Here is a 26,002-nt window from a genome sequence, read left to right as displayed (position 1 = left end):
TCGACCGAAACACCCGATTTTCAGTCGTTTTTGCGTTAATCCTTCTTTCCTTAACCAGTAGGGAAAATTAAAAAAACAGTCTAAACCTTATCAAATAAGGCCTTTGACCGTTTTTAGTACAGCTGATTATTTGCGTTAATTACGACATTATGAGATCGTTGGGACATGAGCGGTTAGAAACAACTGAGATCTATTTAGAGAAAGTATTCGCAATAGAAAACCATGCTATTCATAGTTGGAAACCGGAATTGTTTGGAGAGTATATATAATAAAAGAGATTTATTAACATACGTTGAAAATGAGCAAGATGAAAAGTTCCTCTTTAACGCTTATATTACCCCAAAATAAAAGAATCCATTTTGAAAAGTTTCTTCAAAATGGATTCTTTCTTTGGTTGTGAGTTAGTATTCGGTCTCAAAAAAAAGGCTGTTTATTTTAGTGGTCCTTCTTCAACTAAAGCACCCGTTAGTTTAATTAGATGCAAATTTAGTGAGCTTATAGATATACATGTTGTAGTTTTTCTGGATTCCTCACAATATAGATTTCAGCAATTTGATCGTTTTTTACATGGAAACAAATAACCATTTTGACATTGTCAACTCCCTTTACCAAGAGTCCAGTGTCACCATTTACATTAACGATTTTTACAACGGTTTGTTTCTTATCGTTATGTGACAGTAAGTTTCTAATAAAACGGACAACTAAATATTTGGAATGTACCGGCTTTAAGGCAGCATATACTTTTCCTCCACCATCGGAATATAGCGTAACATCTTGACGCAATAATTCTTCAATCTTCTGTATGTTTCCCTGATTTAATGCTAACACGAATGTCTGTATAATTTTATCTATTTTCGGATCATTCGATGCTTCCACCTCTTCTTTTAACATTGGAAATTTATTCTTTACCCGGCTGAATACTTTTCTGCAATTAGATTCGGTGCGATTCAAAATTTGTGAAATCGCCAAATAATCATAATCTAGCACTTCCCTAAGGATGAAAACAGCTCTCTCTAAGGGTTTCAATTTTTCCAGCAGCATCAGAATGGCAAATGATATCGCTTCTCCGTTCATCACTTCAGTAATAGGATCGTTATCGTTTAAAATCAATGGTTCTGGCAGCCAGGGACCAGTATAAACTTCACGTTTATAAGCGGCAGATTTTAAATGATCAATACATTTGTTTGTAACCATTTTACAAAGGTATGCCTTCTTATTTTCCACATGCTCAATCGTTTTTTCTCCTGCCTGCAAGTACACATCATGAACAATATCTTCTGCATCAGAAACAGTGCCGAGCATCCTGTAAGCTATCGAAAATAAAAGTGGCTGAAACTGAGAATATAGTTTCTGAAGCTCCATACCTTTACCTCCTTTCTTTAGTGAGTAATACTGGCAACATTCCATGTATACTCTCTTATTTTTTCTGCCAATTTACCTGAAAGGACAAAATCAACTCCCCATTTTTGCGCCCATACAAAACCATCGTTCGGACCGAGTCCTATACAAAGAAAATCAGGGTAGGTTTGATGGGAAATTGCTTGTAATCCCTGAAGATGTGCCTTCATAATTTTAGAAAGTCGTTGAGCTTGGGAAATAGCTTCTTTGCAGCTCATTGCTGCAGCTTTTCCACTTATAGGATCAACCACATGAATACAGTCTCCAATGGCATAAATATTCTCACTTTCTACTAAACGATACCATGAATCCACTTTTATTTTTCCTTGTTCTGTAAGAGAAAGACCTAAATCGAAAAGGCTAGGATGAGGCTTTAAACCGACTGTCCAAACACACGCATCCGCTTCAAGTTCGGATTTATCAGAGAAAACGACTTTACCGTTTGAGAATTTTTCTACCTTTTTATTGTGCATTAAATGTATACCATGTCTCGTTAGCCTGTTCTCAAGCCGTTCACTGATTTTCACTGGAGCTTCATCTAATAATCTCTGTTTATTATTAATAAGGAATATTTCAATGCTCTTCTGCTTCATCCCTTCTGTTTTAGTTTCATCTTTCAACCATGATCCCACTTCTGCTGCGGTTTCAATTCCTGTAATCCCACTTCCTACTATTGCCAATCGAATTTTACTCACTGGTGATTCCATCATCCCCAATAAATGCTGCCGAATACATTGGGCATTTTGTAAATCATTGAGCGATATTCCTCCACATTCTGAATTCACTTCACGTAGTACACTGCCCATGGCAAGCACCAAACGGTCAAAATCCAGATGAATCAATGTTCCATCCTCCCTGATAATGTGAACAGTTTGCTCTTTAGGATAAACTGCTGTTAACTCCCCCTGAATAAACTCAATATCAGAGCCGCAATAATGCTTTAGAGGAACATTTAAATTCGACAAATTTTCATTAACAATCCCCTTAAATAATTTAACCTTTTTAAAATGGAAAGTATTTTTATCAACCAGGATAATCCGAATGCTTCTTTTTAGCTCCTCATGAAACTCTTTCTTAAGTGCTTCGATGTGGTTAATCCCAGCATACCCGCCACCAATGACCACGATTGTTTTCTCATTCTTCATTTTAATCGTCTCCTTTTCAACGTCCTAATCACATGACGATTAAAGAAGCCAATTTGTGACAGATGAGCCCACCAAAAAGATATCAAATAGCTGTATTCTACTTTCCGTCACTACACAGTTTTGTCGAGTACGACATACCGATAATTATCCCTGTTGTTTAACTAACCTGCCGCGTTAGTTCAATAAGAAAAAAGAGTTGTCTGGACAGCTCAACGATTTTCACAAAAGCACTCGTTAGTTGAAGAAGAACTTGAAATACTAACTTACATTAATTAGAGAATAGAAAGCAATAATACTCACTACTAGAACGAGTTGAATGATAATCCCGACAATGCTACAAATTAAACCAGAGGTAGCTAATCCCCTGCCACCTTCATCTGTTTTTACAATTTCTTTTGTTGCTTTTCTTAAAACTACAATTCCAATAACACCAAGTATTAACCCGATGTATGGTATTAGGATTGAAAGAATACCAAGTGTTAAGGAAATTACCGAATTACTGTTGTTTGTTTGAGTTTTTTCAACCATCTTTTTATTTCCACCTCGATTCTTTACCTGTCCAATATTTGAATAATTTTCCCATATAACAAGTACATCTACTTCTTTTCAGAGAATCCCTGCTTGTTGAACTAACCTGCTCCGTTAGTAAAAAGTACTCTACTCCTTTTTGAAGTAAAGCACCCGTTAGTTTAAGAAGTAAAGTGAAGCTTATTCAAGTCTTTTTGTTCCAATATTCTTTGTTTTATTCTCTTTTTTTGAAAAAAATTCTTATTAAAGATATATCTCCATTAATCCGAACTTTCTTCTATTTATTTTATTAACGATAGTATTAAATTTACAGATTTATCTACGAATGATCGCTCCGGATGAGATTTCAATAAAACAGTAATTCCAATTAATGCGACAACTAATGTCTGAGCTAAGGCTTTAACATCTAGGTTGCTTTCTAACTCACCGGATTTAATACCTTTTAGAAGGATTTCTTGAAAAATGACTGAAAGATACATTTCATGCTCCCTCGTAAGGATTTCAAATTTTTCATCGTGTGGAGCAAGCTCTACAATTGTATTAATACAAAAACAGCCCTTACTTACTTTGTTCCTGTACTCTACTTCTATCAATTCTTCAAATAGGTTACGAAATGCTTCCTTCACAGATGTAGTGCTTTGTAGTTTTGTTCTAATGAGGGAGGCATGCAAATTTGTATATTTACGCAAAGCAGCTTCAAACAATTTCTCTTTATTTCCAAACGTTGCGTATAAACTGGGACGTTGTATTCCCATATTGGCTGTTAAATCACTAATCGATGTGGCAGCGTAACCCTTTTCCCAAAAAATTTCCATAGCATCATCCAATGCTTTTTCCTTATCAAATTCACGTTGTCGAACCATGATAAATCCTCCTTCACCAAAAACTGAATTTCTCTATTGATAGCAATCTTATTTTTGATTTCGTTTTTTCTGTTCAATGACTCCAAGTCTGTCCACTTGAATCCAATATTCCGCTATTTTTTTTGTTTTTCTAGTCGGTATATGGCACTACCTATTTCAATAACTTCTTTATTTGTAGGAGGGTAGCCCTCATATTCTGCAATATGCTTTCCAATCTGTTTCCATCTAACATAAACCTTCTGATTTTGAGAAAAAAGTTCTTGAATTTCAATTTTAAAGTTTCCCCATACATCCAACATTTCTTTTATATGTTCTGCATAGTTCTTGGGTGATCTTATTATTGTCACCATACTTTCTGAATTCATTTGATGAGCTTTTACCTCTTTCGCCATGAGCGTTTCAGCTTGTTCAGGTTTGTTACCTGATCTGACAACTTCAAAAAAAGTTTTTATAATCTGTTCGTTAGTCTGTATTGATGATGGCGATTTTTTTTAAGATGTTTCACCTTTGAATTCATTTATATCATTTAATTGATTTAGTTCATCATTTGCTACGTCCCTATCAAATTTTCCTTTTCCGTTCACATCAAACCTCCTTATATTATACCAATCGGTATATTTTGATTTTATTCATTTATATCCTTTTTGTCAATATTGGATGGTTTTTTCATTTTCCAATTGAAGTAAATAAGGATGTGCTTATATTCTCATATGTCAATGGGAAAATTCTTTAATGAACAATAGATAACATTCAAAACTAACTTGACACCTAAACAAGTTAAGATTATATTTTAAAAGCACCATTTTATACTTAACGGTATATTATACTGAATGGTAAAATAATAAGAAGGAGATGTAATAAATTGGATAGTAACGGAAAAAATATAAAATTTGCTGAAGATTTTGCTACAAAAACGGATGAGTTACAATTAGCATCCAGTTTAACCATGTCTCGATATACAGAACTATTATTAGCAATAGCTTGTGGTATGGCTGTTGCTAACGTCTATTTCGCCCATCCATTACTCGACTCGATAGCAAGTGAATTCATTATTGAACCCTCGACCATTGGAATCGTAATTACAATTACTCAGATTTGTTATGCACTAGGACTCCTGTTATTGGTTCCACTAGGTGATTTATTAAATCATCGAGGTGTGATTATTGGTCAAATGTTAATGTTAGTTGTTGCTTTAGTTGTTGTTGGTATAGCTCCTACCAGTATAGTGTTTTTCATTGGTATTGCAGTGGTAGGTTTGCTTGCCGTTGTTACACAAACTCTTGTCGCATACGCATCAACGTTGGCTGTTCCTGCTGAACGTGGACGAGTACTCGGTTTCGTTACAAGTGGAGTTGTCATTGGCATCTTACTGGCAAGGACGTTTGCTGGCATAATGGCAGATCTTGGAGGTTGGCGGTCTGTCTACCTTTCTTCAGCTGTGTTAATTCTGATTTTGATTGGCTTACTACACAAAAAACTTCCGGGTACTGTCTACAAGCGTCCATTTCTATCTTACCCAAAATTGTTACATTCTGTTCTAATGTTATTTGTTCAGGAAAGGATTCTGCTTATTCGTGGGATATTAGCACTTTTGATTTTTACTGTTTTTAGTACTTTTTGGACTTCATTGGTGTTACCGCTAAGTTCTCCACCTTACTCATATTCACATACTGCTATTGGAGCATTTGGTCTGGCTGGAGTTTCTGGAGCATTAGCTGCCGCACGAGCTGGGCGACTAGCTGACCGAGGATTAGGACAACTTACAACGGGCATAGCCTTAGTGTTATTACTCTCATCATGGTTCTTTATTAACTTTATTAGCTATTCAATTCTCGGATTAGTTATTGGCATTATCCTTCTTGACCTTGCTGTACAAGCAGTTCATGTCACCAATCAGAGTTTGATTTTTACGGTCCGACCTGAAGCAAGAAGTCGGCTTACTGCTGCATACATGGTTTTTTATTCTATTGGCAGTGCAACGGGTTCCATAGTTTCAACCAACATATACGCAAACTATGGCTGGAAAGGGGTATGTTTATTCGGTGTCTCTGTCAGTGCTTTGGCTCTTGTATTCTGGATTGCTACCTACCGTCTTGCTAAGGAGATTATGAAGAAGTAATTTCGTAGTAGATGATATTTTTTAAAAATTAAGCAAAAAGGAGATAGAAATTAATTCTATCTCCTTTTTACTTAATTTCAGAAGCTTACGTTTATTTAAGTTAGACAACACTCTTCAAGTAACCTGCTTCGTTAGTAAAATAAGGCTTTACCCCTTTATTGAAGTAAAGCACCCGTTAACCATCTATGCAGCACAGAGAATGAAAATAGTTAGGAAGTGTCATTCTGATACTGACCTTAATCCAGTCAACCGTAATCCAATGACTTATTTACGCTCTCCACTTTTTTTTACGATTAAACAGGGGTTTTCTTAAGTAGTGTCATTTTTCTTTTCTTCAAGAGACTAATTTTCATGGTAGTTTAAGTACATTTTTTCACAATCTTTATCGTGATTTACTTATATCCAAATAAAAAATCATCTCACCCCTAAGAAATATATAGAGGATAGATGATTTTAATCAAACTTTATTACCAATTATCAATCATTATTATAATAGAACAAACTTTAATATAAATAATCAATCTTTTTTACAAATATACAATTGGCGACGGTATTGCTATTTCGAGTCGTTATGCAAAAGAAGATAATAATTGGTTGAATCTATAGCGCTCCTCCAAAAAAGCGCAATGGCCACTGTATTGGAACGGAACTAGCTTCGAATTTTTGATTAGCTTATTTGTTTCCTCAGCTTGGGTAAACGGAACGACTTTATCATGAATACCGTGAATAATTAATGTGGGTACTTCTATCTGACCTAGATCGTTGTAAACATTTTCATCTCTAAGCGTGACCATAATGGCAGAAGTCGCCCAATTCGCCGCTTGTAATCCCATTGAAACGAACCAATCGGATTTCGGTTCGGAAATATTCTGAAAGAAAAAAATTCTCGGTTGGTCTTGCAGCATTTGCGGTCGATCATGATTTGTATCTTCGATGATTTTATTTGTAAATTCTTTTGGAACGCTAGATGGAGAGGCAGCGTCGATCAGGACGAGTTTAGATACCCCATACCCTTTGTGACGAGCCATATAACGAATCGAGATCGCGCCTCCTGTAGAGTGCCCTGCCAGTGTTATGTTTCTTAACTGTAACGTCTCGATGACCATGCGGACATCATCTGCTAATCTATCGAAACTGTACCCGTTAAAAGGTTTATCCGAATTTCCATATCCCCTCCAGTCCATTCCGATACAACGATAACCAAGCGTTGGAAGGTAGTTGAACTGATATTCGAACTGGTTATGGTTTAGCGGCCATCCATGAATAAAAAGTATCGTTTTATTTGCCTTCGGATTGATGTCCTCTATAAATACGTTGACGCCTGGTTCGACATTTACATAGTATCCCAAGTGTATCACTCCGATTATTAAAAAGTAATTTCCCTTCAAGATATTCACCCAAGGCAGAGTGTGTGCCTAATTTCGTCATCAAACTTTGTTGAGATATTACGATGAATACATGCTTAAGAAACGCCTAACGAATGTAAGCGAATTTCTCGATTTTTAATGAACGGTCGGAGAGCCTCCTCAGGTATGTAAATACATAACGTAATTATTATACAAATAACTCCTGCAATTAAGGATAATACATCCATCATTAAACCTACCTTTTTATGTTTAAAGCTTTATGATTTTAACTCGAGGCAATAAAGTATATAATAGCTTCTTCAACCAACCTGCTGCGTTAGTTGAATAAGAAAAAAGCTTTACTCCTTCTTAAAGTAAAGCACCCGTTAGTGAAACAAGATTTAACCACTGACTATACCAAATATAACTTTAAATTCGTTACGGTTTTTCTTTTGTCTTTTAAAACCTTCTTTTAAATCTGCTATTAAAACGGTTTTACCAATCCAAATTCTTAAATACAAGGAGTAGAACTTTATTGGTCCTTTTATTCCTTTCTCCTCATATTCCGTGCCATCTTCTAACTCTGTTTCAGTCCTAATTATCCATGTGTTTCCTATTCCAAATTCAATGAATTTCAAAATCAACTCACCCCTATTGCCAAACAAAATAACTTATACTGTATCATTAAACAAATATTCCTTCTTCAACTAAACTGCTTCTTTAGTTCAATAAGAAAAAATGCTCTACTTCTTCTTGAAGTAAAGCACCCGTTAGTTGAATAAAATAACTAAATCTATTACTGCAAATCGGAGGGTAACAATCCATATACAATACTATCTGTCCATTCATTTTTAATCCAAAAATCTTGTATGAAATGGGCTTCCTTTCTCATGCCTATTCGTTCACACAATTTTTGTGAAGCTTTATTCCGTGCATCAAGATTAGCTTGTATACGATGTACATTAAATTCATCAAATAATTTAATTACCAAACTACTTACTGCTTCTGTTGCCAAACCTCTCCCAGCTACTTCATTTGAAAAACTGTAACCAATCTCAATAGTATCTTTCATATCTGTATACCATACGGATAGATCACCAATTACTTTATTCTTGTATATAACCGCCAAACTTAACATTGATTCTTTAGTGAGTACACCGTTTGCTAGCTTCTTATTAAATCTTTTCTGCATATCTTCATGAGTCCACTTATTATGTAATAGGTACTTACAGGTATCATCATTATTATAAATAGCAAATACATCCTGTAAATCCGTACTCTTAAAAGGTCTAATTATTAATCTTTCTGTTGTAATTTCCAAGTTAGCTCTCCTCCCTTACATTGATTCCGTAAAATTATACCAATGAATTTTTAGACTTTTTAATTATACTATTTTTCTCCAATTAGTTCCTTCTTAAAATATTTTTATTTTCTTCTTCAACTAACCTGCTCCGTTAGTTCAATAAGAAAAAAGCTTCACTGCTTCTTGAAGTAAAGCACCCGTTACTTTAATAACACTTTCTCTTTACTATAAATTGTTCAATAATAGAACAGCTTCTATCCACCTACAATAAACTTACCAATAACAGTCTCTCCATCAAAATCATACAAAGGAATTTCTCTTGGTTTAGCTTCATTTGTAAGTTTAACTGCTTCTTCAGGGGTTTTAGGTATGGGACCATCCAAATCCTCTTTTTTTACATACCCTGTTGTACCATCTATTCCAATAGCGCTCATTAAAACAGGTTAAACAAGCATTAGGTCTCCCATATTAGGACCATAGGTTTGCCCATTTTTATTCGTTGGATAACCATCACTTAAAATACTTTCCCTTGTAGGTATATCTAAATCTGAGGCGTTGCTATAGTTATCTTCTGCCTTTGTTAATGTTTCTTTTTGTGAACAACCAACTAATAAAAATAACGTAATTACAGCTATGACAAATAAATTCTTCCTCATTTTCTTCCCCCTCGTATAATTAAAAAACCTTATTCAACTAAACTGCCCCGTTAGTTTAAGTACATTCTTTCACAATCTTTATAATAATCGTAACATAAATTTCCAATAGAAAAATCCAGCTTTTTTACAAAGTTACACTTTATTCAGGTTCAACTCGACCGAAACACCCGATTTTCAGTCGTTTTTGCGTTAATCCTTCTTTCCTTAACTTTAAGGGAAATTAAAAAACAGCCAAAACCCTGTCATATAAGGGTTTTGGCCATTTTAAGTACAACTGGTTATTTGCGTTAATTATGACATCATGAGAAGCCTAGGACATGAACGATTAGAAACTACCCAAATATACTTGGCAGATATTTTTGCTTTGCAAAACCACGCTATTCATAGTTGGAAACCGGAGTTGTTTGGTGAGTATATATAATAGAAGAGATTTAAAGGCATACATTGAAAATGAGCAAGCTGTAAAATTCTTCTTTACCCCTTATATTACCCAAAAATATAAGAATCCATTTTGAAAGAAGGTTGTTCAAAGTGGATTCTTTTGTTGTGATTTTGTATACAGTTTCATAACAAACGTTGATTATTTTTAGTGGTCCTTCTTCAACTAAAGCACACGTTAGTTGAGGAAGTAAGGAATTAATTCCCTTAAAATTTCACCTAACTGCTTGAATTAGTTTATGTTCTTCGATTAAGTCAATGTTTCTACCGTTAGTGGTGTAACTCTGTAAATAAGAACCGACATTAGCATACATTTCAACGTTTTGTAACTCTGATATAGGTAGCCATTTAACATCTATTTGATTCGAGTCCGGATTTTGTGGAAATTTTGGAGTCGTGTGGTTTATTATTTTGCATTCAAACATCATAACTAATGTATGTGTTTTTCCAAACTTTTCAAGATTAAGATGTGGTGTATATTCATAAACAAAGGCTAAAGGACCTACTTCTACATCGATACATGCCTCTTCTTTAGCTTCTCTTTTAACTGCATCAGTAATAGATTCATTTGGTTCTGTCCCACCTGCCGGTAAATCATAGACGGTACCTCTTATCGGGTCATTATATACTGTTAATAATATATTATTATTTTCTATGATAATTGCACCTGCTCGTACTCTGATATGAAACTGCATTTAATAACCCCCTATATTTAATTTCAATAAGTTACATCGATGAAAATGCACTTGATTAATTTATATAATTCAACGTTAAATAATAAAATTCTTTTTTGTTCTTATTCAACTAAACTGCACCGTTAGCTCAATAAGAAAATGCTCCCCTAAAGGGAGCCTCTTGTTCTGCTAAAGCACCCGTTAGTTTAAGTGTATCATTTCACAAACTAGTTGTTTTTTCATAATTAATCAGTTCATCCGTCCTATCAATCAAGGAAACATACCAGAATCAGCTCAATGATTATTCTGTCATTTCAGGAAAGTTGGCCTCTCTATATTGATGTTGACGTTCAATCTCCTCATGTACATGGAGTACTATAAGGACTATTAGGATTACCGTCAACACTCGGTGTAAAAACATCCATCGCTTCTTTAACTTTTTACGAAACATATAGGTAAGCGCCAGAAGTAAGGCGACAAAGAAGCAGGCAGTACCCAAATTAAGAGTAAAGAGTTTAGGCATAAATTGTATGTCAAAAAGGTTAGTAGTTTTCTCGTTTCCAGACAAAACACCATGCAGAAGGCCAGTGGTAATCATCAATATCCCCAAGTGCTTGTGAGATTTACTAAAAAGGCGGTTTAACTGACGATTTCCGCTAATGCGTGCAATATATTTTAGTGCTAACAATATGGTAAATATCACAGCAAGCCAAGCGAGTATTTCACTAATAATCATGTTCTACTTTTAACCTCCTGTAAGTCTTCTTACTTCATATTTATCCATATCAAAAAAGAATTCTAAATAATGATGATCTGGGTCAAAACAATAAACTGCGATATTACCACCAATCTCACCATCACCATCACGGCTATGTTTTACTGGACCGTAGCTAATAAATACATTTTTTTCTCTTAAACGTTGAGCAAATTCAAAGGATGTACGATGCTCCTCTATTTCAAAAGCTATATGAAAATATCCATTAGTAGACGTATGGATTTTTTTACCATTAACATCTCTTCTCTCTACTAAAACAAGATCATTCCTTTGATTCTTCGTATTTAATAGAGCACAACGGATTGTTTGATTCGGTAATGCCTCAACCTTTACTTGTTCTGTAATACTTTCTAAAGTGAAGCCTAACTTTTCTATATACCAATTTATAGAATACTCTAAATCTGACACGTATATAGCAACACGTTCGATATGCGAAATTAGTGACGGTTTAGTTACAGGGTATTCTTCCGTTTTATTTAAATGCTTTTTACCAGAAAGCGTTGAAGGTAACAATATTAACTCACGTACAAATTTACTCTTTAACAAAGGGCTAATATATGTTTGTAATTTACTCATTTGTTTTGCCATAAATCTCTTGTCCTTTCTATTCAACTACTTCAATTACATGTCCATTTGGATCCTTAAAATGAATTACATTTTCTTTCTCATTCGATAATATTGGTAACATTCTGCCTTCGAAATAAGGCACATTAGAGGATTCTAATCGCCTCTTTACCTCATCCAAGCTGACTCCGTTTGCTAATTTAAGCGTATAATGATTCCATTGTTCATGATCTATAGTCACTTTCGGGTTTTGTACTAAACAAATATCGTGATGATAATATCCAAAGCTATAAAATTTCATTGTATTTCCTACAATTCGCATTGCTGCGCTACTATCTGGATGAGCTGTGGCAGAGCATTGTACATCAAAAATCATTTCATAAAAACGTTGTGATTCCTGCAAATCATTCACATAAAAAACTACATGTTGCAGCTTGTCTAATTCAGGATAATTTTCATGTTTCGCTTTATTTTTCATTGTTTTCACCTCTAGATTTAAAGAAATTATTTAGTCAAAAGAAATCTTTTTAACGCGAATATAATGAATCCTATTTTGGAAGTTGGTAAATGATTGATTGGCTCAAAACTCTTTTCAGACCAAGTAGTTACTTTTTTATTATCCGTTCTTGATGCATAATAATTTTTCATTGTCTCATCGTACTGAATGAGAATTTCTTTTTGTACTCCCTCATCTTGAATGTATTCATTTTGAAAATACACCGCGTGTAATGGTAAACGAGGTTTTTGTTCAGGTGTACTATCTGATACACCAATACAAAGACCAAATAAAGGAACAACATTTCTCGGTAGTTTTAAGATCTTTTTGACAGCTTTCTTATGTTCAGCTATTGCGCCACTATATACAACACCAAACCCCATAGATTCGGCAGTAAGAGAAGCATTTTGGGCTGCTATAGATGTATTAATAGTGGAAATTTCTTTGAAAGGACCAAATTTATGAGCTAATTTTAGCTTCTTTTTTTGTTCATCATTGGCTAAAATGGTTATTCGATTTAAATCTGAACAAAAAATAAGAAGTAACCCATTCTCTTTCACCCAACGGCCTTTTGTTAATTGATAAAGTTGTTCTTTTATTTTTTGATCCGTAACACCTATAATTGCATAATCTTGCATAAAAAGTGATGATGGTGCCATTTGTGCGGCTTTTATAATTACATTAATTTGTTCATTAGTTAATTTAATATCTTTAAATTTTCTTACCGATTTATGATTCATGATCGTTTCTAATACTTTATTCATAATGAGTCTCCTTTTTTTGTTTCCTGGAAACAATGATAAAACAACATAGTTTGAATGTCAAATTTGTTTCCCAGAAACATTATAGGTTATAATAATCAATATTCGGTTATGAAGGGATATGAAAAATTGGATAAAATAAAAAAAAATATATTAGATGGATATATAAAATTAATAGAGAGGAACAATGAAGAGGATAAAGAAAAAACTTGGTTAATTCAAAATTGTAACAATGAAGAGTTATTAATTATTTTACAGGATATTACTATATTAATGTTACACGTATTAGATTGCATTCAGAAACATCAACCAATAAAAGGGATTACTATTGCTACAGAATTAAACATGCAAAGAGGCACTATAACTAAAATATCTAGAAAATTAGTGGAAAAGAAATTAATCACGAAAGAATATCTCCCAAATAATAACAAAGAAATCTATTTTATAACGACTGATTTGGGGAAAGAACTATGTAATTTACATCAAAAGCTCCACGAAGAAATAAACAAAAATTATGTAAATTTTATAAATAAATACAGTAACCAAGAGCTAATTTTCTTAAATAAAATATTGAATGATTTGTCAAATACTTCATTTGTTAACATTGATTAAATTTAAATTGAATCAATTAAAATTATCTGATTAGTTATGAATGATAGACATTTTAAGCCTAGAACATACAAGTCCTAGGCTTTTTTGTGTGTGAATTTACACATTCCTTATTCAACTAACCTGCCCCGTTAGTTTAAGTGTAACATTTCACAATTTCTCGCTGAAAGCTACTCGGATTAAGCTTTTGAATTTCCCTTCATTCCTGCAAAAATTAAAGATATTATAGTGCTGATAATCAAAATTATATATATATGTCTCGGTACATCTAATATGATATTAAAAATAGCCACCAAAATTGCTATTGATAATACGATCAAATAAGGTTTAAATTCAAAACACTACAACAAATATTTTGACATTCCTATAGAACACACTAACTGTTCTATTTAAAAAATCCCTATTTTTTGAATATTAGCATTTATTTATCACTATTAATGTGTTAACATTTCTATGAGTACAGTTAACATGAGGGGGTGTTATAATGGACCGCCGAGGTCTCTTGACGTTTTAGAGGTAAAAAAAGAGCAAAGCATCTAAGCTTCACTCAGTTTCGTTATTTTCAATGGTGTGTCTAATAGCACCACCGTCAACAAAGTATTCATTAGATATTAAATCTAAAAACTTCTGTTTCTCTTCATCATTAAAGTTCTCAATCATTTTTAGCATATCTTCTGGCTCCATGAAAACGCCTCTTTTAAGTTCTATTATAAAGGATGCCGAATAATTCAGCACCCTAAATACCTGCTTCGTTTGTTCAATAAGAAAAATGCTTTACTCCTTCTTGAAGTAAAGCACCCGTTAGTTAAAGATCAATTTTTTACAAACAATAAATTTCATCTTGAGACAGCAAGTAATAATGTAAGAGAATAATATTAGTAGGCGATACCTACCCGTGATTTTATATAATCACTTGCTTTTATCTGTTTAAATGTAAATTCTGCTGTATCCGATACATTTATTTTAACTCCATCCACTGGCAAAAAATCACGTTCCACACGGTATTCACCTAATCTTTCTCCATCAGGTAAATACGTTGGACATACAATGGTCCATTCAAGTGTTGATTGTTTAAGCAGATCATACACCATATGATGTTCTTTCGCTGCACGGGTTGACTTCTGCTTTGATTCACTTGATTGATAACGCAGAGAATTTGGCGTGGTTCTACTTTGCAGAATACCCGCAGTTCCTATTGTTATTATTCGTTTCATACCTTCGTTTTCCATCGCTTCGATAATAAGTGGCATACTTTCTGATAGAGTGGTTGTGCCATCAGTATTTAGTGCACTAATAACTACATCAATCCCATGCATTGCACGTACTATATCATTTATATTTAAAACATTCCCATGAATAATGGTTAAATTTTCACTATTTATTTGAATCTTCTCTGGAGTGCGAATTAATACAGTAACATGATGTCTATCATGAAGGGCATAAGTTACTATTTGACTTCCAACTCGTCCAGTTGCACCTAAAATTAAAATATTCAAAAGTAAAATCCTCCTTTTTACGATTACAAATATTACACTACACTATAAATGCTATTATTTCGTCTTTTTTAACTTAGGCAGGATTACTTTAAGTATATAAATTCAAACTACTTAAATTTTGAATAGCAAACTAATTTTCTTTAAAGAAGTCCCTCAACAAAATGGACCGTTTGTTGAATACAAGTTAACAGCACTCTTAAACTAACCTGCCTCGTTAGTTCAATAAGAAAAAAGCTTCACTCCTTCTTGAAGTAAAGCACCCGTTAGTTGAATAACGATTTTTTAAAAATCAATAGAATTAGCTATTTGAACGAGTATTTCAGGTGTTACTTTATCAGACACATCTGTATCAATACCAAGCACATATTGCCAATTATCTCTTTCGAAGACTAACAAATTAAAACCAATTGTTTGGTCTTTGATATATGTTGCATCTTTTCCATTTTTCAACTTAAAGACATTCGATATATACTTTTCAAATGTGTGTTTATGCTGAATAGGTCGTACATCAATTTTGAAATGGTTTTGAGGTGATTGATCACTTATCATTTTCACCTCAAAATAATCGTTCATATCGCCATCTAAATTATTAAACCTTCCAAAATGATGAGTAAAGCTTATCGGTGGTACTCTAAGCGGAAGTTTAGGTTTATGTTTAAAATGTTGTTCAAAATCGTCCAATGCATCTTCCACAGTTTTGTAACCTATTTCAGGAAATATTTCTTCATAAGGATCAGGCTTATCATTTGCAGTTGCATATATGGTCAAGAAAAACAACAAACAAAATGAAATCAACAAAAGTGAAATAGATTTGGTCATTTTCTAGCACCTCAATGTATTTTAGGTGTAGTATTCCCAGCATCATTAAAATTATCAAATTGACATCGCTTGTTAAACTAAACTACTGCGTTAGTTCAATTAGAAAAAGCTACCCTTACAGGCAGCCACTTGTATAACTAAAGCACCCGTTAGGTTAACAACAAACTCCTACCTATGCCCATCTTTACGTGCTTGTATATAACCGTAATAAGCACAGGTACCATTTTTAGATAAGTCCTTTACTTCAAAACCACACGTTTCATAAAATTTGAAATTGTTAGTTGAAGTGTGTGCGAACCAATCACCGTGAGGCAGCTTTTGAACACATAGTTCCACAAGTTTTTTGCCTATACCTTTTCCACGATATTCTGATAAAACAACTAAATCCATTATGTTAGCAGCCATTATTTGGTCTGAGATCACCCTAACCATACCAATCATCTTGTTATTATCCCAAACAGTAAATGCCCAAGTTGAGTTTTTAAATATTAAGGAAAACTTTTCTTTCTGCCAAGATGGAGTATTTCTCGCCCATCCAGCATCTTCAAAAAGGGCTTCAACATATTCAGCTGGAACTCCCTCAGTGCCTTCCCTAATTACTAAGCTATTGAAATATTGATACATACCTAACTCCCCCTTTTTTAATACATCTTTATACTACATCTTAGGCGTTATTTCCTTTAAATCTTTACAATTCTTATTAAACTAACCTGCAGCGTTAGTTTAAGTGTAACATTTCACATTGTATTGCCGACATCTACTCGATGTTTTGGATGTAAAAATAGACCATCGAAAATGATGGTCTATTTTACTAAAGCACCCGTTAGATTTAGTACAAATCTTCACAATCTCTCCAAAGCAACCATTAACCAAATGTTTAGTCCAACACACAGGAATATAGAAGATTTATTTAATAATTAGTTAATTAATTAATTAATTTATCTATCTATCTATCTATCTATCTATCTATCTATCTATCTATGGTAATGGTACTTCAATAGTCTTAGTAGGTCTATTTATGTCTTGTTCCCATTCTTTTATGTTTACGTCTGTCAATTCCTCTAAATCTGCAACTGTTACTTTAATTTTATTGTCAGTAAGCCATTGAAGATTCGTAATTGGCCAATTATAATTACTAAAATATTCATGATGTAAAGATGGAATTCTAGATTCGCCGTTAAATTCAAAATTAATGACAACAGTTCGTTGTTTTGTATTTTCGCTATTTGAAAGTAAAAACATGACATTTTCTTGATTTGGAGAATAGATTAGTTCACTTGTAAGAATACCTTCTCCTAAAGGTGCCATCGTACTCTTTTGACTATCTAAAGTAAGATACGCACTTGCACAAACAGTTTTTTTGCAATCAAATGTTACAAGATATGATGATAACTCATTTACTATGGGTGTATATTTTAAAGTCGATAGTACATCTTCTTGTTTGCCATAGTTATTTTCTGATATGTAATTTAAGAAACCACTATATTCCTGATAATTTAGTTCCACTAATTCACCACTTGTTGAATCAATCATTGTAATAGAATCAGGAAGATTTGTTAAATTAGTAGGGTTAAAAATACCTTCTTCACTAATTATAGAAAAAACAAAAATAAGTGTTGCTGCGAAAACAGCTATACTTACAACAGCAGGTAATAGTGATTTACTCTTTTTTGAGTAAATTGGATTTAGTTGCTGAATTTTATGAACTACATTTCTCTGTTGTTGCGTTGTATCACCGATTTTCATTTTTAATTGTCTTTTGATTTCATTCATTAACAAACACCTCCCATTGTTGTTTAGATAGCCTTTCCTTCAATCGTTCCTTCGCTTTTTTTAATCGATACTTAATCGTACTTTCTGACGTATTTAACGTATTGGAGATTTTCTGTATAGTTAGTTCATTAAAGTAATACAAAATAATGACTTCTCGAAATTTAATAGGCAACGATAAGACCGCTTCTGCCACAATCAATTGTTCATCTTGTAGAATGAGCTGATTTTTGGTTCGAATAATATCTGTAAAAATATTCGTTAATGTTTGTGTCCTGTAACGCCAACTCTTCAAATAATCTTTACATCGATTAATTGCCATTCGTGTTAAATACGTTCTCAAACTTGCTTGAGCTTGAAATTGCTCCGACTTAACCCAATAATTGATAAATACCTCTTGTACAATATCCTCTGCAATATTCCAATCTTTCACGTAGAGATAGCTTAGCTGAAGTAAATAATCATTATTTTCATTGATAATAGATCGAAACCTTTCATCTTCAAGTTTATTCATAAGCATCCCCTTTCTACTTATTAGACGAATTCAAAAGCATGAAAGTCTAATTTTTATTTATAAAAATAAAATTCCGAGCCTTAAACATTGGCTTGGAATAAAACTTGTTATCATTGTTCCAATTAAAAGTGGATTCTTTCGAATTCATCATATAATTCAATAACATAATAGATACCCTGGTTATTGAACTAACCTGCCCCGTTAGTTTAAGTGTAATATTTCACAAACTTTCATAACGAGTGGTTTCCGATTACCCTTTTATAGGTCTTTCAAAAATCAATTTCATTGTATTTTGCTCCATTACTATAATAAGTTCAACAAAAAGAGCGTTAATCCCTTCATTCCAGAAATAACGCTCCTACTTATTTCATCCGTTTCTTCAAAACAACTTTGGTTCAGCACATTCAAAAACAACCTTTTCTTCATTTATTTCTCGGACTTTGGTCGATTTTCAGTCGTTTTTGCGTTAATCCTTCTTATAGCAACTCCATCGTAGTTCAAAAACCTCACTATTTTATGTAAATAATATTCCTAAGAAGAAGTCCTTTTTTCACTATAAAAAATATCATCATATAATGAGGTGACTTGCTATTATGAATGGAAAAGTAGTTATTTCTATTACTTGATTCTAATGCATGTTGCTAATTCATTAGTGGAAATTCTATTTAAAGAAATCTATTAGTCATATTTAACTAAGGTAATACTGAAATTAAATCATAAAGGAATAGCAATTACTGAAACTGTAGTATCCTATTTTCATTAAAAAAGTAAAACAGTCCACCTGTTTACTCTTTTGTCCGCATAATTACTCTTATTTTACTCAAATGATTTTATCAACTTCTCTTTAGTGATGAACATATTTATTAAGTAGGAAAAACCGTTATTTATTTAAATCAATGCGATAGCCTTTGCGGGCTCGCTAAAAACTCATAATATATAATGACTTAACCTTGAGAGAGAAAGTCACTTATGGATTGTTAAGAGGTACGAAAATAACTATAAAAGGGGGTATTAGTATGCGTGATAGTTTTAGAGATATTGAAGTAATAGTTAGCCCTGTTATTAACAATGTGGATACTCAGGTACAAGCTCAGTTGCAGGCTCAATTTGAAGCTCAAGCTCAATTACAAGCTCAATTGCAAGCTCAATTTGAAGCTCAAGCTCAGTTACAGGCTCAGTTCCAAGCTCAGTTGCAAAAAATTATTGACAAACTAAGTTAGCTCTCAATAATACCTTAATTAACTGAAACTAATTACTCTGTAGGAGGTGATTTAAAATGGAACAAGTTAATGATTGGAATTTTGACGAATGTGAAAAACATGATGAACCTAAAATTAAAGTTCATGTAAACCCACACATTACGAACCGTGATACGCAAGCACAAGCTCAATTTGAAGCTCAGGCCCAGTTACAAGCTCAATTGCAAGCTCAATTTGAAGCTCAAGCTCAGTTACAAGCTCAATTTGAAGCTCAAGTGCAGGCTCAATTTCAAAAAATCTTCGATTTACTAAACAAAAGAAGATACTAATGCCTATTTGTTTGTTTTAGTAGAAAATATAAGACCGTTCGGGAAAACCCATTCGGTCTTTTTTATAAATTAGATGCCTTTATTCATTATTCGATAATTAACATTTTAGTATTTCAAATCCAAATTATTAGAATGAATTATTACTATTGCAATACCAAGTAGTATTAATTTGTTTACCCCAGTTCTATTAATATAAACTCGTATGGCAATTCCCAGCTGTCTATAACCAGTCCTTGACACCAATTAATAAAAATATAGTATGAATCTATTTCATTTCAGATCAAAAAATGGATGAGTAAAGTATAGTTAAAGTACTTCCCACATTACAAATAATTAATTGGAACTTACACGATTCGATTATTCTAACTAATTTTGACATCACCAATGTATCTTATTCACAATGAACTATCCAATTGGAACGGTCTTACTTAATGCTAATTGCCCTCAATCTAAGTACAAAAATTAACAACATGACTGATTAAGGTTCACTATATACAAGTAGATGCCTTTAAGGAACAACTAATAAACGCGAAATTATTCCATCCTTTAGTAGACACATAATTAGAGATTATGCTATTTTTGATTGGATACAAAATAATAAGAATAGACAGATAGGAGCAATGAAAGTGAAAAAAGCCAATCTTTCATTTATAGGTGCAGGTTTTCATGCCTCTACAAATATTTATCCTTCAGCAATTGAAGCAGGAGTAGAAATACAAGCTATTTCGACGCGAAATATGGATCGATCCAAAATAGCCCTTCAACACTTCGGAAGCAACGGTACACCATACGATGACTATAAAAAGATGTTAGAAAATGAAATGTGTGACGGAGTTGTTGTAGTTGCTCAGCCTGAAGATCATCCATCTCTAGTGCTAAATTGTATTAAAGCTGGGAAAAATGTTTTTGTGGATAAACCTCTTGGGATGAGTGCTGAAGAAGCAGCTGAAATTGCAGATGCGGCTGAAGAAGCAGGTGTTGTATTAATGGTCGGATTTATGAAACGTTATGCTCCTTGTTATATGAAGTTAAAAGAGTTAATTACGGACGAAAAACTAGGAACTGCACGTTCGTTTCAAGCAAGATTTGCAGTGGACAGTACACCATTTTGTAAAAATGAAGAACAATTTATGAAGTTGGTTGCTATACATATTGTTGATCTTGTACGTTATTTATTTGGAGAAGTTGCACAAGTAACTGGTTTTAAAAATAGTGACAATGAATATATCTCTCAAAGTATTTCATTAAAGTTTGAAAATGGGGTCGTTGGGAGTCTTTATTTTTCAGGGATGACAGCTTGGTCACGTGAAAGTGAAAATTTGCTTGTTACATTTGATAACGGATTTGCATTTGTAGATGAAATTAATACCCTTACAGTACATAAATCACAAACATTTGAACAACTCCCTTGGAAATCTCTTGAAGAGGCAGATACAGTATTTACACCATCTGCAACACCTATGTCTGGAGCATACCGAGACCTTTATTTACGTGGTTTCGTTGGAGAAATGAGTCATTTTATAGAGTGTTGTAAAAATGGCAAAAAGCCATTGTCAAATGGACGTGATAATGTAAATACGATGGCACTCTGCGATCTTATTCTGTCAAAACTACATTAGCCTTAACTAGAAATTACTAAAGCCTGTTATAAGTAACTACTCCACTTACAACAGGCTTTTTAGTCTATTATCATATGGAAAACGTTGGCCTTCCTCTCGTAGGAAACTCTAATGCCTAGTGCTTTAATCCTTTTCACTTATACACTGGCGAAATCTCCCCACACCCGTTGAATAACGCAAATTTTTGGAAACAACTGTTCAAGGCGGTTTGCAATTGCGGTGTTTGCTCCACATCATTCTCGTACCAGATGTTTTTAACAACGAGCGTTCCACTTTTTCGCTCCGCGATTATCTCGACTCGTCCAATGAAGCTCTCTCCATATAATAGAGGCAGCACATAGTAGCCGAATTTTCGTTTGATTGCAGGGGTGTAAATCTCCCAGGTGTAATCGAAGTCAAACAATTCGTTGATAAGTTTTCTATCCCATATAAAATTATCAAGCGGTGCAATAAGCTCGCAACGTAAGTTCTGCTCTTGATTTTGCAGAACGGCTTCAATAAGCGGTAAATCCTCTGAAAGGCAGTATAGTGTATCCTTCATCTGCTCCACCGTAACAGCAACAATACGAGCTTCGTGTAATAGCTGGCGGAAAACTTCATTGCGCGATGCTGCTTTCAACCCCCATATGTTCAGCCATGCATCTGACGCACGGTTCCATAATAGACCAACAGAGCCGATTCGACGCAATACCCGCCACTTATGATGCTCAAGCTCATCTTCCAACGGCTCTGATGCATTCAGCAGGTTTGACTTTATGTACTTTGTGGCGATATCGTAATATTTACGCGTTCCATTTTTATGATGGATAATCAACTCACCTGTCGAAAACATTTGTTCCAGCACCGATCGAGATGAATTGTTTCCACCGCTCCAGTGGATGACCGATTGCCATGAGAAATCTCCATCCAATTTTATATCCTTCGAACTTAGTGCACCATGATTTTGGATATGAGTCCGTACTTCCGCTGTCAACGCTTCCATTTCGGGATAGCGTTCGGCATGTTGTCGGGCAGCTTGCCTGTATCGCTCAAAATATGGCCAGTCCTCGACAGGGATAATCGATAGGTTTTTATCGGGATAATCGACAAGTCTTCTATCCTCATACAGTAACTCGGCTAGCATTCCCTTCGTAAATCCCTTAATTCGCGACTGTAAGACCAATTCGGCGTTTTTTCCGCAAACATCGATGGGGTCGTATTGAATACAGTTGGCCTGCCGAGCAAAGTCCAATACGCCCTGCTTTCCACTAAATTTATATTCGCCCAAAAGTCCATGCTTCAACAACAGAAATTGCCGTGCCTGGCGGTTTGTTAATTGGATCATGCGCGCACCTACCTCTCGTTTAGTTTTCTTATTATATTACAGTAGGGGATCTTTTCGTTATTCTATTTCTTTCTCTTCTCTTTTATCATACAAAATATTTGAGCAAAAGAAAACAAAGTTAAAACATACGTTCTCGTTTAAAGGGCGTAAAAACCCTTCACCGTTTGATTTCTCATACGGTAAAGGGCTTTGAAATCATAGATAGTATAGCTAACTATTTATTAATAATTACGTAAGCTATTTCCTCTTTCAGATAGTTCATGCGCTAATAGGATAACTGAAACTGCCAATTCTGCATACGTCGCTTCTCGATCTGGGTAAAAGTTATTTTGATCTGTCTTTAATAATCCCATTGAGGTAGCTAATGCAACATAACCAGCGTATTCTGGTTTTACTTTATTTGCATCGGCAAAATCTAATTTATAGATATTACTATTCCTTGCTGCTTGATCTAACCCTAAAGCGCGGATATACCAAACTGCAAGTTCTTCTTTTTTAATTGGAGAGTCAAAATCGAAGTTCTCGTTATCTGCATTAATAATACCTGCATCAACCGCACGTTCAACTACTTGATATAATGGATGCTTAGGGTCAATATTTTTAATTGTCTGTTTCTTATTTTCCATTTCATTATCATAACTATTACTATAAAAATACGTAAGGGAATTCATCATAACTTTTAGTGCTTCCCCTTTTGAAACAGATGCATCCCCATTAAAGTTTTTAGTATCTTTCATGTCTAAAACTTCAGCATTTATAAGATAATTAAGTTCCTCTGCTGCCCAAGGATGTGAAATAGTAGACGTACTTTTTCCATTATATAAGCTGCTCCATTCACCCGAATTAGCATCTAAAAAGCTTAATGGATCTTCATTATATGAAGGTAAATAGACTAGATCGTAGTGAAGATTGTCTTTTTTATTGTCTGATTTCATATAATTAAGGTTCAAACTCAATGTCTTTTTCAATATTACTTTTGCATCTTCCTTCGAAATAGCTTTGTCAATGGATGGCCATTTTTCAATCTCTTGATAATTGATATTCAGGTTTTTTAAGGAACCATCAACGCCTATACTTACATTGAGCTGATCACCCATGACAACAATACCATTTACAATTCGAGGAAAGGAGAAGCTATAAGTACCAAATCTCTCTTCCAAATAAGCCTTCTCTACCGGCATTGCGTAGTTGTGTAAATAGGAAGGTGCCAATTCTTTTAAATATTTTATAGCTTGAGTGCGCGCATCTTTCTCAGAAATTGGATTTTCTTTTTTTGATTCCTCTTCAGTTCGTTCAAGAAGATCGCTTGACATATCATTGTATTGAACAATCTCACCTGTTTTTTTATCTAATTCAAGAACTGTTCCAGATCCGCCGTTCGCATATTGATACATGTATTGAATACGAATGACTTCCTGTCCGTTATGATCTTTTGTTTCTTCGACCGATTCAATATTTAATTTTACTTTGTCACTTTTTACTTTAAGCATTTGTTCTGCAATTTTCTTTGCTTGTTCTAAAGTAATTCCTTTTTGTTTTGGTGGAAGTTGTTTAGCTGAAATCATTTCGATTTTTGTGTTCTTTGGAAATTCTGCAGAATCTCCATCTGTTGTTATCCATTGTCCTGTAGAAGCATTAACTCCAAGCAATTTTGTTGTTGGTAGATAAACGAGTTGAACGCTGCGGTCACCGCTACGATAATCATTATTAATTTGGTATTGCATATCAACCGATAAATTTTCTTTTACTTTTTCCAAAATTGCCTCTTTATCTTTTAATTGTTTTGCATCGTCAAAGGTAAAAGCTTTCTTTGGTATAGGATTTTGGGAAAAGCTAACTATTTCCCCATTACCTAGAACAGACACTTCTATTCTTTGATCCTTGATGGATACTTGATTTTTGGTGCGAGCAAAAGAAAAGGAATAACGAATTGGTTCTGATAATATTTGGCTTGGAAGATAATTGAAAGGGTCTGTTTCTAGCTGATATTCCGCTCCTCCCAAAAGTTTCTTAACAAAATCATTTGCAATTTTCCTAGCATCGTCTTTTGTAACCTTTGCAGGGAATAAGGATTCTTTTTCAATTGGTGGCTGCAAGTAAAATTGCTCAATGTCTAATTTCTCCCCTACAAATGTAGCACTACCATTCAATTGTTTTCCATTAACTGTTTTATGGAAAAACAAATCATATCGCATCGTATCATCATCGGGAAAAAAGCGACCACCACTATTCATATTGAAATCACTATTCGATAAAAAATCAAACTTTTTTGGAAACAAATTTTGAAGCTTCTTAATAAGATCGTTTTTTGTGAAACTCTTTTCTGTAGAAGATACTTGAATTTGTACTTTTTCTGGTTGTATATTCATTGTAGTTGAAGCATTGGCCATCGACGAAAACATTCCAAGAGATAAAGCTGAAGAAGTTAATACAACACCAATTTTTTTATAATTAAACAAGATAACCCTCCCATTCCATTTATAACTAAATTGTACACTTAATTCAGATAAATTAAAACATTTTTCTTGATTCTCTTTCTTTTGGAAATTGGAAACAATTCTATAGAGTCTATGATGGGTGGAGAGGAAAAATACGAAAGTGGCAAATAAATTCGGAGACTGCCTGGACATGTTAAGATAAACAACTTAGATAGAGTTTGAAAGTTTATACCTTTATTAATAAAAAGAAAAAGTACCTACATGGGTGCGTAGGTACTTTTGTAAATCTTATTTACAGAACAGGAGCTTCTTCTCGTTTAACCTGGCGTGCAATTTTCTCTGTTAAGCGAGATGTTACTTTTGGCAATACCATTTTAATAACGGGTGACAGCACAGCGCCTGTTAAGCCACCTGCGTTTACTTCTACTGTTCCAGTCATTAACGTCTGCCCGTCCGCTTCTTCTGCCGTAAACTCTCCACTTCCCGTAAAATTGTCCGTCACACCTTTTAACTCGAATCGTATCATCGACGGCTCATGAAATTCAGTGATGTTTAATTCCATTTTCACAGTTTTTTTAAGTCCTTTAAAATTTCCTTCGAATGTCCAAACTGACATTTGTTCATCAATTTGCTCATGTTCCTTATAGGCAGGAACCATTGTTGCCCAGTTTTCAATTTGACTAACATATTCCCATACGTTTTCTACAGATGTTGAAATGCTTACAGAATGCGATGCAATTGCCATACTTTTCACTACTTTCTTTTCTAGTTGTTAATGGGAATCCATTACTACTAGTTTAGCATTTTACCTGGACGAAT

28 protein-coding genes and 1 pseudogene are annotated in these 26,002 nt (G+C 33.9%); 5 read left to right on the top strand and 24 right to left on the bottom strand.

What is annotated here, in order from left to right:
• Positions 1 to 495 precede the first annotated feature (495 nt).
• The 5 genes and pseudogenes from RUH95_RS19360 to RUH95_RS19340 all read right to left on the bottom strand — a co-directional run bounded on the left by RUH95_RS19360 (position 496) and on the right by RUH95_RS19340 (position 4,407).
• Positions 496 to 1,362 (bottom strand): RNA polymerase sigma-70 factor, encoded by an 867-nt coding sequence (locus RUH95_RS19360; protein WP_313894545.1) that lies wholly within the window; start codon positions 1,360 to 1,362, stop codon positions 496 to 498.
• Between the two features lie 17 nt (positions 1,363 to 1,379).
• Positions 1,380 to 2,543: an NAD(P)/FAD-dependent oxidoreductase gene (locus RUH95_RS19355; protein ID WP_313894544.1), complete on the bottom strand. Its 1,164-nt coding sequence runs from the start codon at positions 2,541 to 2,543 to the stop codon at positions 1,380 to 1,382.
• Positions 2,544 to 2,801: 258 nt separating this feature from the next.
• Positions 2,802 to 3,071: a DUF4190 domain-containing protein gene (locus tag RUH95_RS19350; RefSeq protein ID WP_313894543.1), complete on the bottom strand. Its 270-nt coding sequence runs from the start codon at positions 3,069 to 3,071 to the stop codon at positions 2,802 to 2,804.
• Between the two features lie 281 nt (positions 3,072 to 3,352).
• Positions 3,353 to 3,934 (bottom strand): TetR/AcrR family transcriptional regulator, encoded by a 582-nt coding sequence (locus tag RUH95_RS19345; RefSeq protein ID WP_313894542.1) that lies wholly within the window; start codon positions 3,932 to 3,934, stop codon positions 3,353 to 3,355.
• A gap of 48 nt (positions 3,935 to 3,982) precedes the next feature.
• Positions 3,983 to 4,407 (bottom strand): annotated as a pseudogene (locus RUH95_RS19340) (ester cyclase).
• Positions 4,408 to 4,817: 410 nt separating this feature from the next.
• Here RUH95_RS19340 and RUH95_RS19335 point away from each other — a divergent pair.
• Complete coding sequence (locus RUH95_RS19335) at positions 4,818 to 6,053, top strand: MFS transporter (RefSeq protein ID WP_397469528.1); 1,236 nt, start codon at positions 4,818 to 4,820, stop codon at positions 6,051 to 6,053.
• 569 nt (positions 6,054 to 6,622) lie between these two features.
• Here the strand turns inward: RUH95_RS19335 and RUH95_RS19330 are convergent.
• The 10 genes from RUH95_RS19330 to RUH95_RS19285 all read right to left on the bottom strand — a co-directional run bounded on the left by RUH95_RS19330 (position 6,623) and on the right by RUH95_RS19285 (position 13,069).
• Positions 6,623 to 7,402: an alpha/beta fold hydrolase gene (locus RUH95_RS19330; protein ID WP_313894548.1), complete on the bottom strand. Its 780-nt coding sequence runs from the start codon at positions 7,400 to 7,402 to the stop codon at positions 6,623 to 6,625.
• A gap of 398 nt (positions 7,403 to 7,800) precedes the next feature.
• Positions 7,801 to 8,037: a DUF3977 family protein gene (locus RUH95_RS19325; RefSeq protein WP_068985480.1), complete on the bottom strand. Its 237-nt coding sequence runs from the start codon at positions 8,035 to 8,037 to the stop codon at positions 7,801 to 7,803.
• Positions 8,038 to 8,195: 158 nt separating this feature from the next.
• On the bottom strand, positions 8,196 to 8,720 hold the full coding sequence (locus tag RUH95_RS19320) for a GNAT family N-acetyltransferase (protein ID WP_313894540.1): 525 nt from the start codon (positions 8,718 to 8,720) through the stop codon (positions 8,196 to 8,198).
• A gap of 236 nt (positions 8,721 to 8,956) precedes the next feature.
• Positions 8,957 to 9,136 carry a hypothetical protein gene (locus RUH95_RS19315; RefSeq protein WP_313894539.1) on the bottom strand — a complete coding sequence of 60 codons (180 nt, stop codon included), beginning with the start codon at positions 9,134 to 9,136 and terminating at the stop codon, positions 8,957 to 8,959.
• Positions 9,137 to 9,145: 9 nt separating this feature from the next.
• Complete coding sequence (locus RUH95_RS19310; RefSeq protein ID WP_313894538.1) at positions 9,146 to 9,358, bottom strand: hypothetical protein; 213 nt, start codon at positions 9,356 to 9,358, stop codon at positions 9,146 to 9,148.
• Between the two features lie 653 nt (positions 9,359 to 10,011).
• Positions 10,012 to 10,491 carry an NUDIX domain-containing protein gene (locus tag RUH95_RS19305; protein ID WP_313894537.1) on the bottom strand — a complete coding sequence of 160 codons (480 nt, stop codon included), beginning with the start codon at positions 10,489 to 10,491 and terminating at the stop codon, positions 10,012 to 10,014.
• Between the two features lie 280 nt (positions 10,492 to 10,771).
• Entirely contained in the window at positions 10,772 to 11,206 is a 435-nt protein-coding gene (locus RUH95_RS19300) for a ferric reductase-like transmembrane domain-containing protein (RefSeq protein WP_313894536.1), read from the bottom strand.
• A gap of 9 nt (positions 11,207 to 11,215) precedes the next feature.
• Entirely contained in the window at positions 11,216 to 11,833 is a 618-nt protein-coding gene (locus RUH95_RS19295) for a VOC family protein (protein ID WP_313894535.1), read from the bottom strand.
• Positions 11,834 to 11,849: 16 nt separating this feature from the next.
• Positions 11,850 to 12,287: a VOC family protein gene (locus RUH95_RS19290; RefSeq protein WP_313894534.1), complete on the bottom strand. Its 438-nt coding sequence runs from the start codon at positions 12,285 to 12,287 to the stop codon at positions 11,850 to 11,852.
• Between the two features lie 26 nt (positions 12,288 to 12,313).
• Positions 12,314 to 13,069, bottom strand: a complete 756-nt coding sequence (locus RUH95_RS19285) for an NADPH-dependent oxidoreductase (RefSeq protein WP_313894533.1) — start codon at positions 13,067 to 13,069, stop codon at positions 12,314 to 12,316.
• 126 nt (positions 13,070 to 13,195) lie between these two features.
• Here RUH95_RS19285 and RUH95_RS19280 point away from each other — a divergent pair, with 126 nt between their 5' ends.
• The gene (locus RUH95_RS19280; RefSeq protein ID WP_313894532.1) at positions 13,196 to 13,678 is read left to right on the top strand and encodes a MarR family transcriptional regulator; all 483 of its coding nucleotides are present in this window, start codon (positions 13,196 to 13,198) and stop codon (positions 13,676 to 13,678) included.
• A gap of 540 nt (positions 13,679 to 14,218) precedes the next feature.
• Here the strand turns inward: RUH95_RS19280 and RUH95_RS19275 are convergent.
• From RUH95_RS19275 to RUH95_RS19250, 6 genes are all read right to left on the bottom strand, one after another.
• On the bottom strand, positions 14,219 to 14,359 hold the full coding sequence (locus RUH95_RS19275; RefSeq protein WP_313894531.1) for a hypothetical protein: 141 nt from the start codon (positions 14,357 to 14,359) through the stop codon (positions 14,219 to 14,221).
• Between the two features lie 191 nt (positions 14,360 to 14,550).
• Positions 14,551 to 15,171 (bottom strand): NAD(P)-dependent oxidoreductase, encoded by a 621-nt coding sequence (locus RUH95_RS19270; RefSeq protein WP_313894530.1) that lies wholly within the window; start codon positions 15,169 to 15,171, stop codon positions 14,551 to 14,553.
• Positions 15,172 to 15,453: 282 nt separating this feature from the next.
• Positions 15,454 to 15,990, bottom strand: coding sequence for a hypothetical protein (locus RUH95_RS19265; protein ID WP_313894529.1), 537 nt, complete (start codon positions 15,988 to 15,990; stop codon positions 15,454 to 15,456).
• Positions 15,991 to 16,158: 168 nt separating this feature from the next.
• Complete coding sequence (locus RUH95_RS19260) at positions 16,159 to 16,614, bottom strand: GNAT family N-acetyltransferase (RefSeq protein WP_313894528.1); 456 nt, start codon at positions 16,612 to 16,614, stop codon at positions 16,159 to 16,161.
• 354 nt (positions 16,615 to 16,968) lie between these two features.
• The gene (locus tag RUH95_RS19255; protein WP_313894527.1) at positions 16,969 to 17,763 is read right to left on the bottom strand and encodes a hypothetical protein; all 795 of its coding nucleotides are present in this window, start codon (positions 17,761 to 17,763) and stop codon (positions 16,969 to 16,971) included.
• On the bottom strand, positions 17,756 to 18,274 hold the full coding sequence (locus RUH95_RS19250) for a sigma-70 family RNA polymerase sigma factor (RefSeq protein WP_313894526.1): 519 nt from the start codon (positions 18,272 to 18,274) through the stop codon (positions 17,756 to 17,758). The genes RUH95_RS19255 and RUH95_RS19250 overlap by 8 nt, the downstream gene beginning before the upstream one ends.
• Before the next feature lie 1,016 nt (positions 18,275 to 19,290).
• Here RUH95_RS19250 and RUH95_RS19245 point away from each other — a divergent pair.
• The 3 genes from RUH95_RS19245 (at position 19,291) to RUH95_RS19235 (ending at position 21,421) form a co-directional block, all read left to right on the top strand.
• Positions 19,291 to 19,494: a hypothetical protein gene (locus RUH95_RS19245; RefSeq protein ID WP_313894525.1), complete on the top strand. Its 204-nt coding sequence runs from the start codon at positions 19,291 to 19,293 to the stop codon at positions 19,492 to 19,494.
• Positions 19,495 to 19,550: 56 nt separating this feature from the next.
• Positions 19,551 to 19,802, top strand: coding sequence for a hypothetical protein (locus RUH95_RS19240; RefSeq protein WP_313894524.1), 252 nt, complete (start codon positions 19,551 to 19,553; stop codon positions 19,800 to 19,802).
• A gap of 626 nt (positions 19,803 to 20,428) precedes the next feature.
• A complete protein-coding gene (locus RUH95_RS19235; protein WP_313894523.1) occupies positions 20,429 to 21,421 on the top strand; it encodes a Gfo/Idh/MocA family protein in 993 nt (330 codons plus the stop codon).
• Between the two features lie 133 nt (positions 21,422 to 21,554).
• Here the strand turns inward: RUH95_RS19235 and RUH95_RS19230 are convergent, their stop codons facing one another.
• The 3 genes from RUH95_RS19230 to RUH95_RS19220 form a co-directional block, all read right to left on the bottom strand.
• The gene (locus RUH95_RS19230) at positions 21,555 to 22,745 is read right to left on the bottom strand and encodes a winged helix-turn-helix domain-containing protein (protein WP_313894522.1); all 1,191 of its coding nucleotides are present in this window, start codon (positions 22,743 to 22,745) and stop codon (positions 21,555 to 21,557) included.
• Positions 22,746 to 22,966: 221 nt separating this feature from the next.
• Complete coding sequence (locus RUH95_RS19225; RefSeq protein WP_313894521.1) at positions 22,967 to 25,204, bottom strand: YcdB/YcdC domain-containing protein; 2,238 nt, start codon at positions 25,202 to 25,204, stop codon at positions 22,967 to 22,969.
• 271 nt (positions 25,205 to 25,475) lie between these two features.
• On the bottom strand, positions 25,476 to 25,928 hold the full coding sequence (locus tag RUH95_RS19220) for an SRPBCC family protein (RefSeq protein ID WP_313894520.1): 453 nt from the start codon (positions 25,926 to 25,928) through the stop codon (positions 25,476 to 25,478).
• Positions 25,929 to 26,002 lie beyond the last annotated feature (74 nt).

The sequence above is a fragment of the Psychrobacillus sp. genome (assembly GCF_032154225.1).
Classification (GTDB): domain Bacteria; phylum Bacillota; class Bacilli; order Bacillales_A; family Planococcaceae; genus Psychrobacillus.
Note: the sequence above shows the minus strand (reverse complement) of the source record. Positions and strands in the feature narration are given on the sequence as shown.

What these genes read in the sequence shown, in the direction of transcription:
- RUH95_RS19345 (WP_313894542.1), bottom strand. Translation starts at nt 3,934, where the DNA reads ATGGTTCGACAACGTGAATTTGATAAGGAAAAAGCATTGGATGATGCT.
- RUH95_RS19260 (WP_313894528.1), bottom strand. Translation starts at nt 16,614, where the DNA reads ATGTATCAATATTTCAATAGCTTAGTAATTAGGGAAGGCACTGAGGGA.
- RUH95_RS19350 (WP_313894543.1), bottom strand. Translation starts at nt 3,071, where the DNA reads ATGGTTGAAAAAACTCAAACAAACAACAGTAATTCGGTAATTTCCTTA.
- RUH95_RS19300 (WP_313894536.1), bottom strand. Translation starts at nt 11,206, where the DNA reads ATGATTATTAGTGAAATACTCGCTTGGCTTGCTGTGATATTTACCATA.
- RUH95_RS19250 (WP_313894526.1), bottom strand. Translation starts at nt 18,274, where the DNA reads ATGAATAAACTTGAAGATGAAAGGTTTCGATCTATTATCAATGAAAAT.
- RUH95_RS19240 (WP_313894524.1), top strand. Translation starts at nt 19,551, where the DNA reads ATGGAACAAGTTAATGATTGGAATTTTGACGAATGTGAAAAACATGAT.
- RUH95_RS19310 (WP_313894538.1), bottom strand. Translation starts at nt 9,358, where the DNA reads ATGAGGAAGAATTTATTTGTCATAGCTGTAATTACGTTATTTTTATTA.
- RUH95_RS19290 (WP_313894534.1), bottom strand. Translation starts at nt 12,287, where the DNA reads ATGAAAAATAAAGCGAAACATGAAAATTATCCTGAATTAGACAAGCTG.
- RUH95_RS19315 (WP_313894539.1), bottom strand. Translation starts at nt 9,136, where the DNA reads ATGAGCGCTATTGGAATAGATGGTACAACAGGGTATGTAAAAAAAGAG.
- RUH95_RS19230 (WP_313894522.1), bottom strand. Translation starts at nt 22,745, where the DNA reads ATGATCCAATTAACAAACCGCCAGGCACGGCAATTTCTGTTGTTGAAG.
- RUH95_RS19245 (WP_313894525.1), top strand. Translation starts at nt 19,291, where the DNA reads ATGCGTGATAGTTTTAGAGATATTGAAGTAATAGTTAGCCCTGTTATT.
- RUH95_RS19295 (WP_313894535.1), bottom strand. Translation starts at nt 11,833, where the DNA reads ATGGCAAAACAAATGAGTAAATTACAAACATATATTAGCCCTTTGTTA.
- RUH95_RS19220 (WP_313894520.1), bottom strand. Translation starts at nt 25,928, where the DNA reads ATGGCAATTGCATCGCATTCTGTAAGCATTTCAACATCTGTAGAAAAC.
- RUH95_RS19275 (WP_313894531.1), bottom strand. Translation starts at nt 14,359, where the DNA reads ATGGAGCCAGAAGATATGCTAAAAATGATTGAGAACTTTAATGATGAA.
- RUH95_RS19305 (WP_313894537.1), bottom strand. Translation starts at nt 10,491, where the DNA reads ATGCAGTTTCATATCAGAGTACGAGCAGGTGCAATTATCATAGAAAAT.
- RUH95_RS19360 (WP_313894545.1), bottom strand. Translation starts at nt 1,362, where the DNA reads ATGGAGCTTCAGAAACTATATTCTCAGTTTCAGCCACTTTTATTTTCG.
- RUH95_RS19265 (WP_313894529.1), bottom strand. Translation starts at nt 15,990, where the DNA reads ATGACCAAATCTATTTCACTTTTGTTGATTTCATTTTGTTTGTTGTTT.
- RUH95_RS19255 (WP_313894527.1), bottom strand. Translation starts at nt 17,763, where the DNA reads ATGAATGAAATCAAAAGACAATTAAAAATGAAAATCGGTGATACAACG.
- RUH95_RS19285 (WP_313894533.1), bottom strand. Translation starts at nt 13,069, where the DNA reads ATGAATAAAGTATTAGAAACGATCATGAATCATAAATCGGTAAGAAAA.
- RUH95_RS19355 (WP_313894544.1), bottom strand. Translation starts at nt 2,543, where the DNA reads ATGAAGAATGAGAAAACAATCGTGGTCATTGGTGGCGGGTATGCTGGG.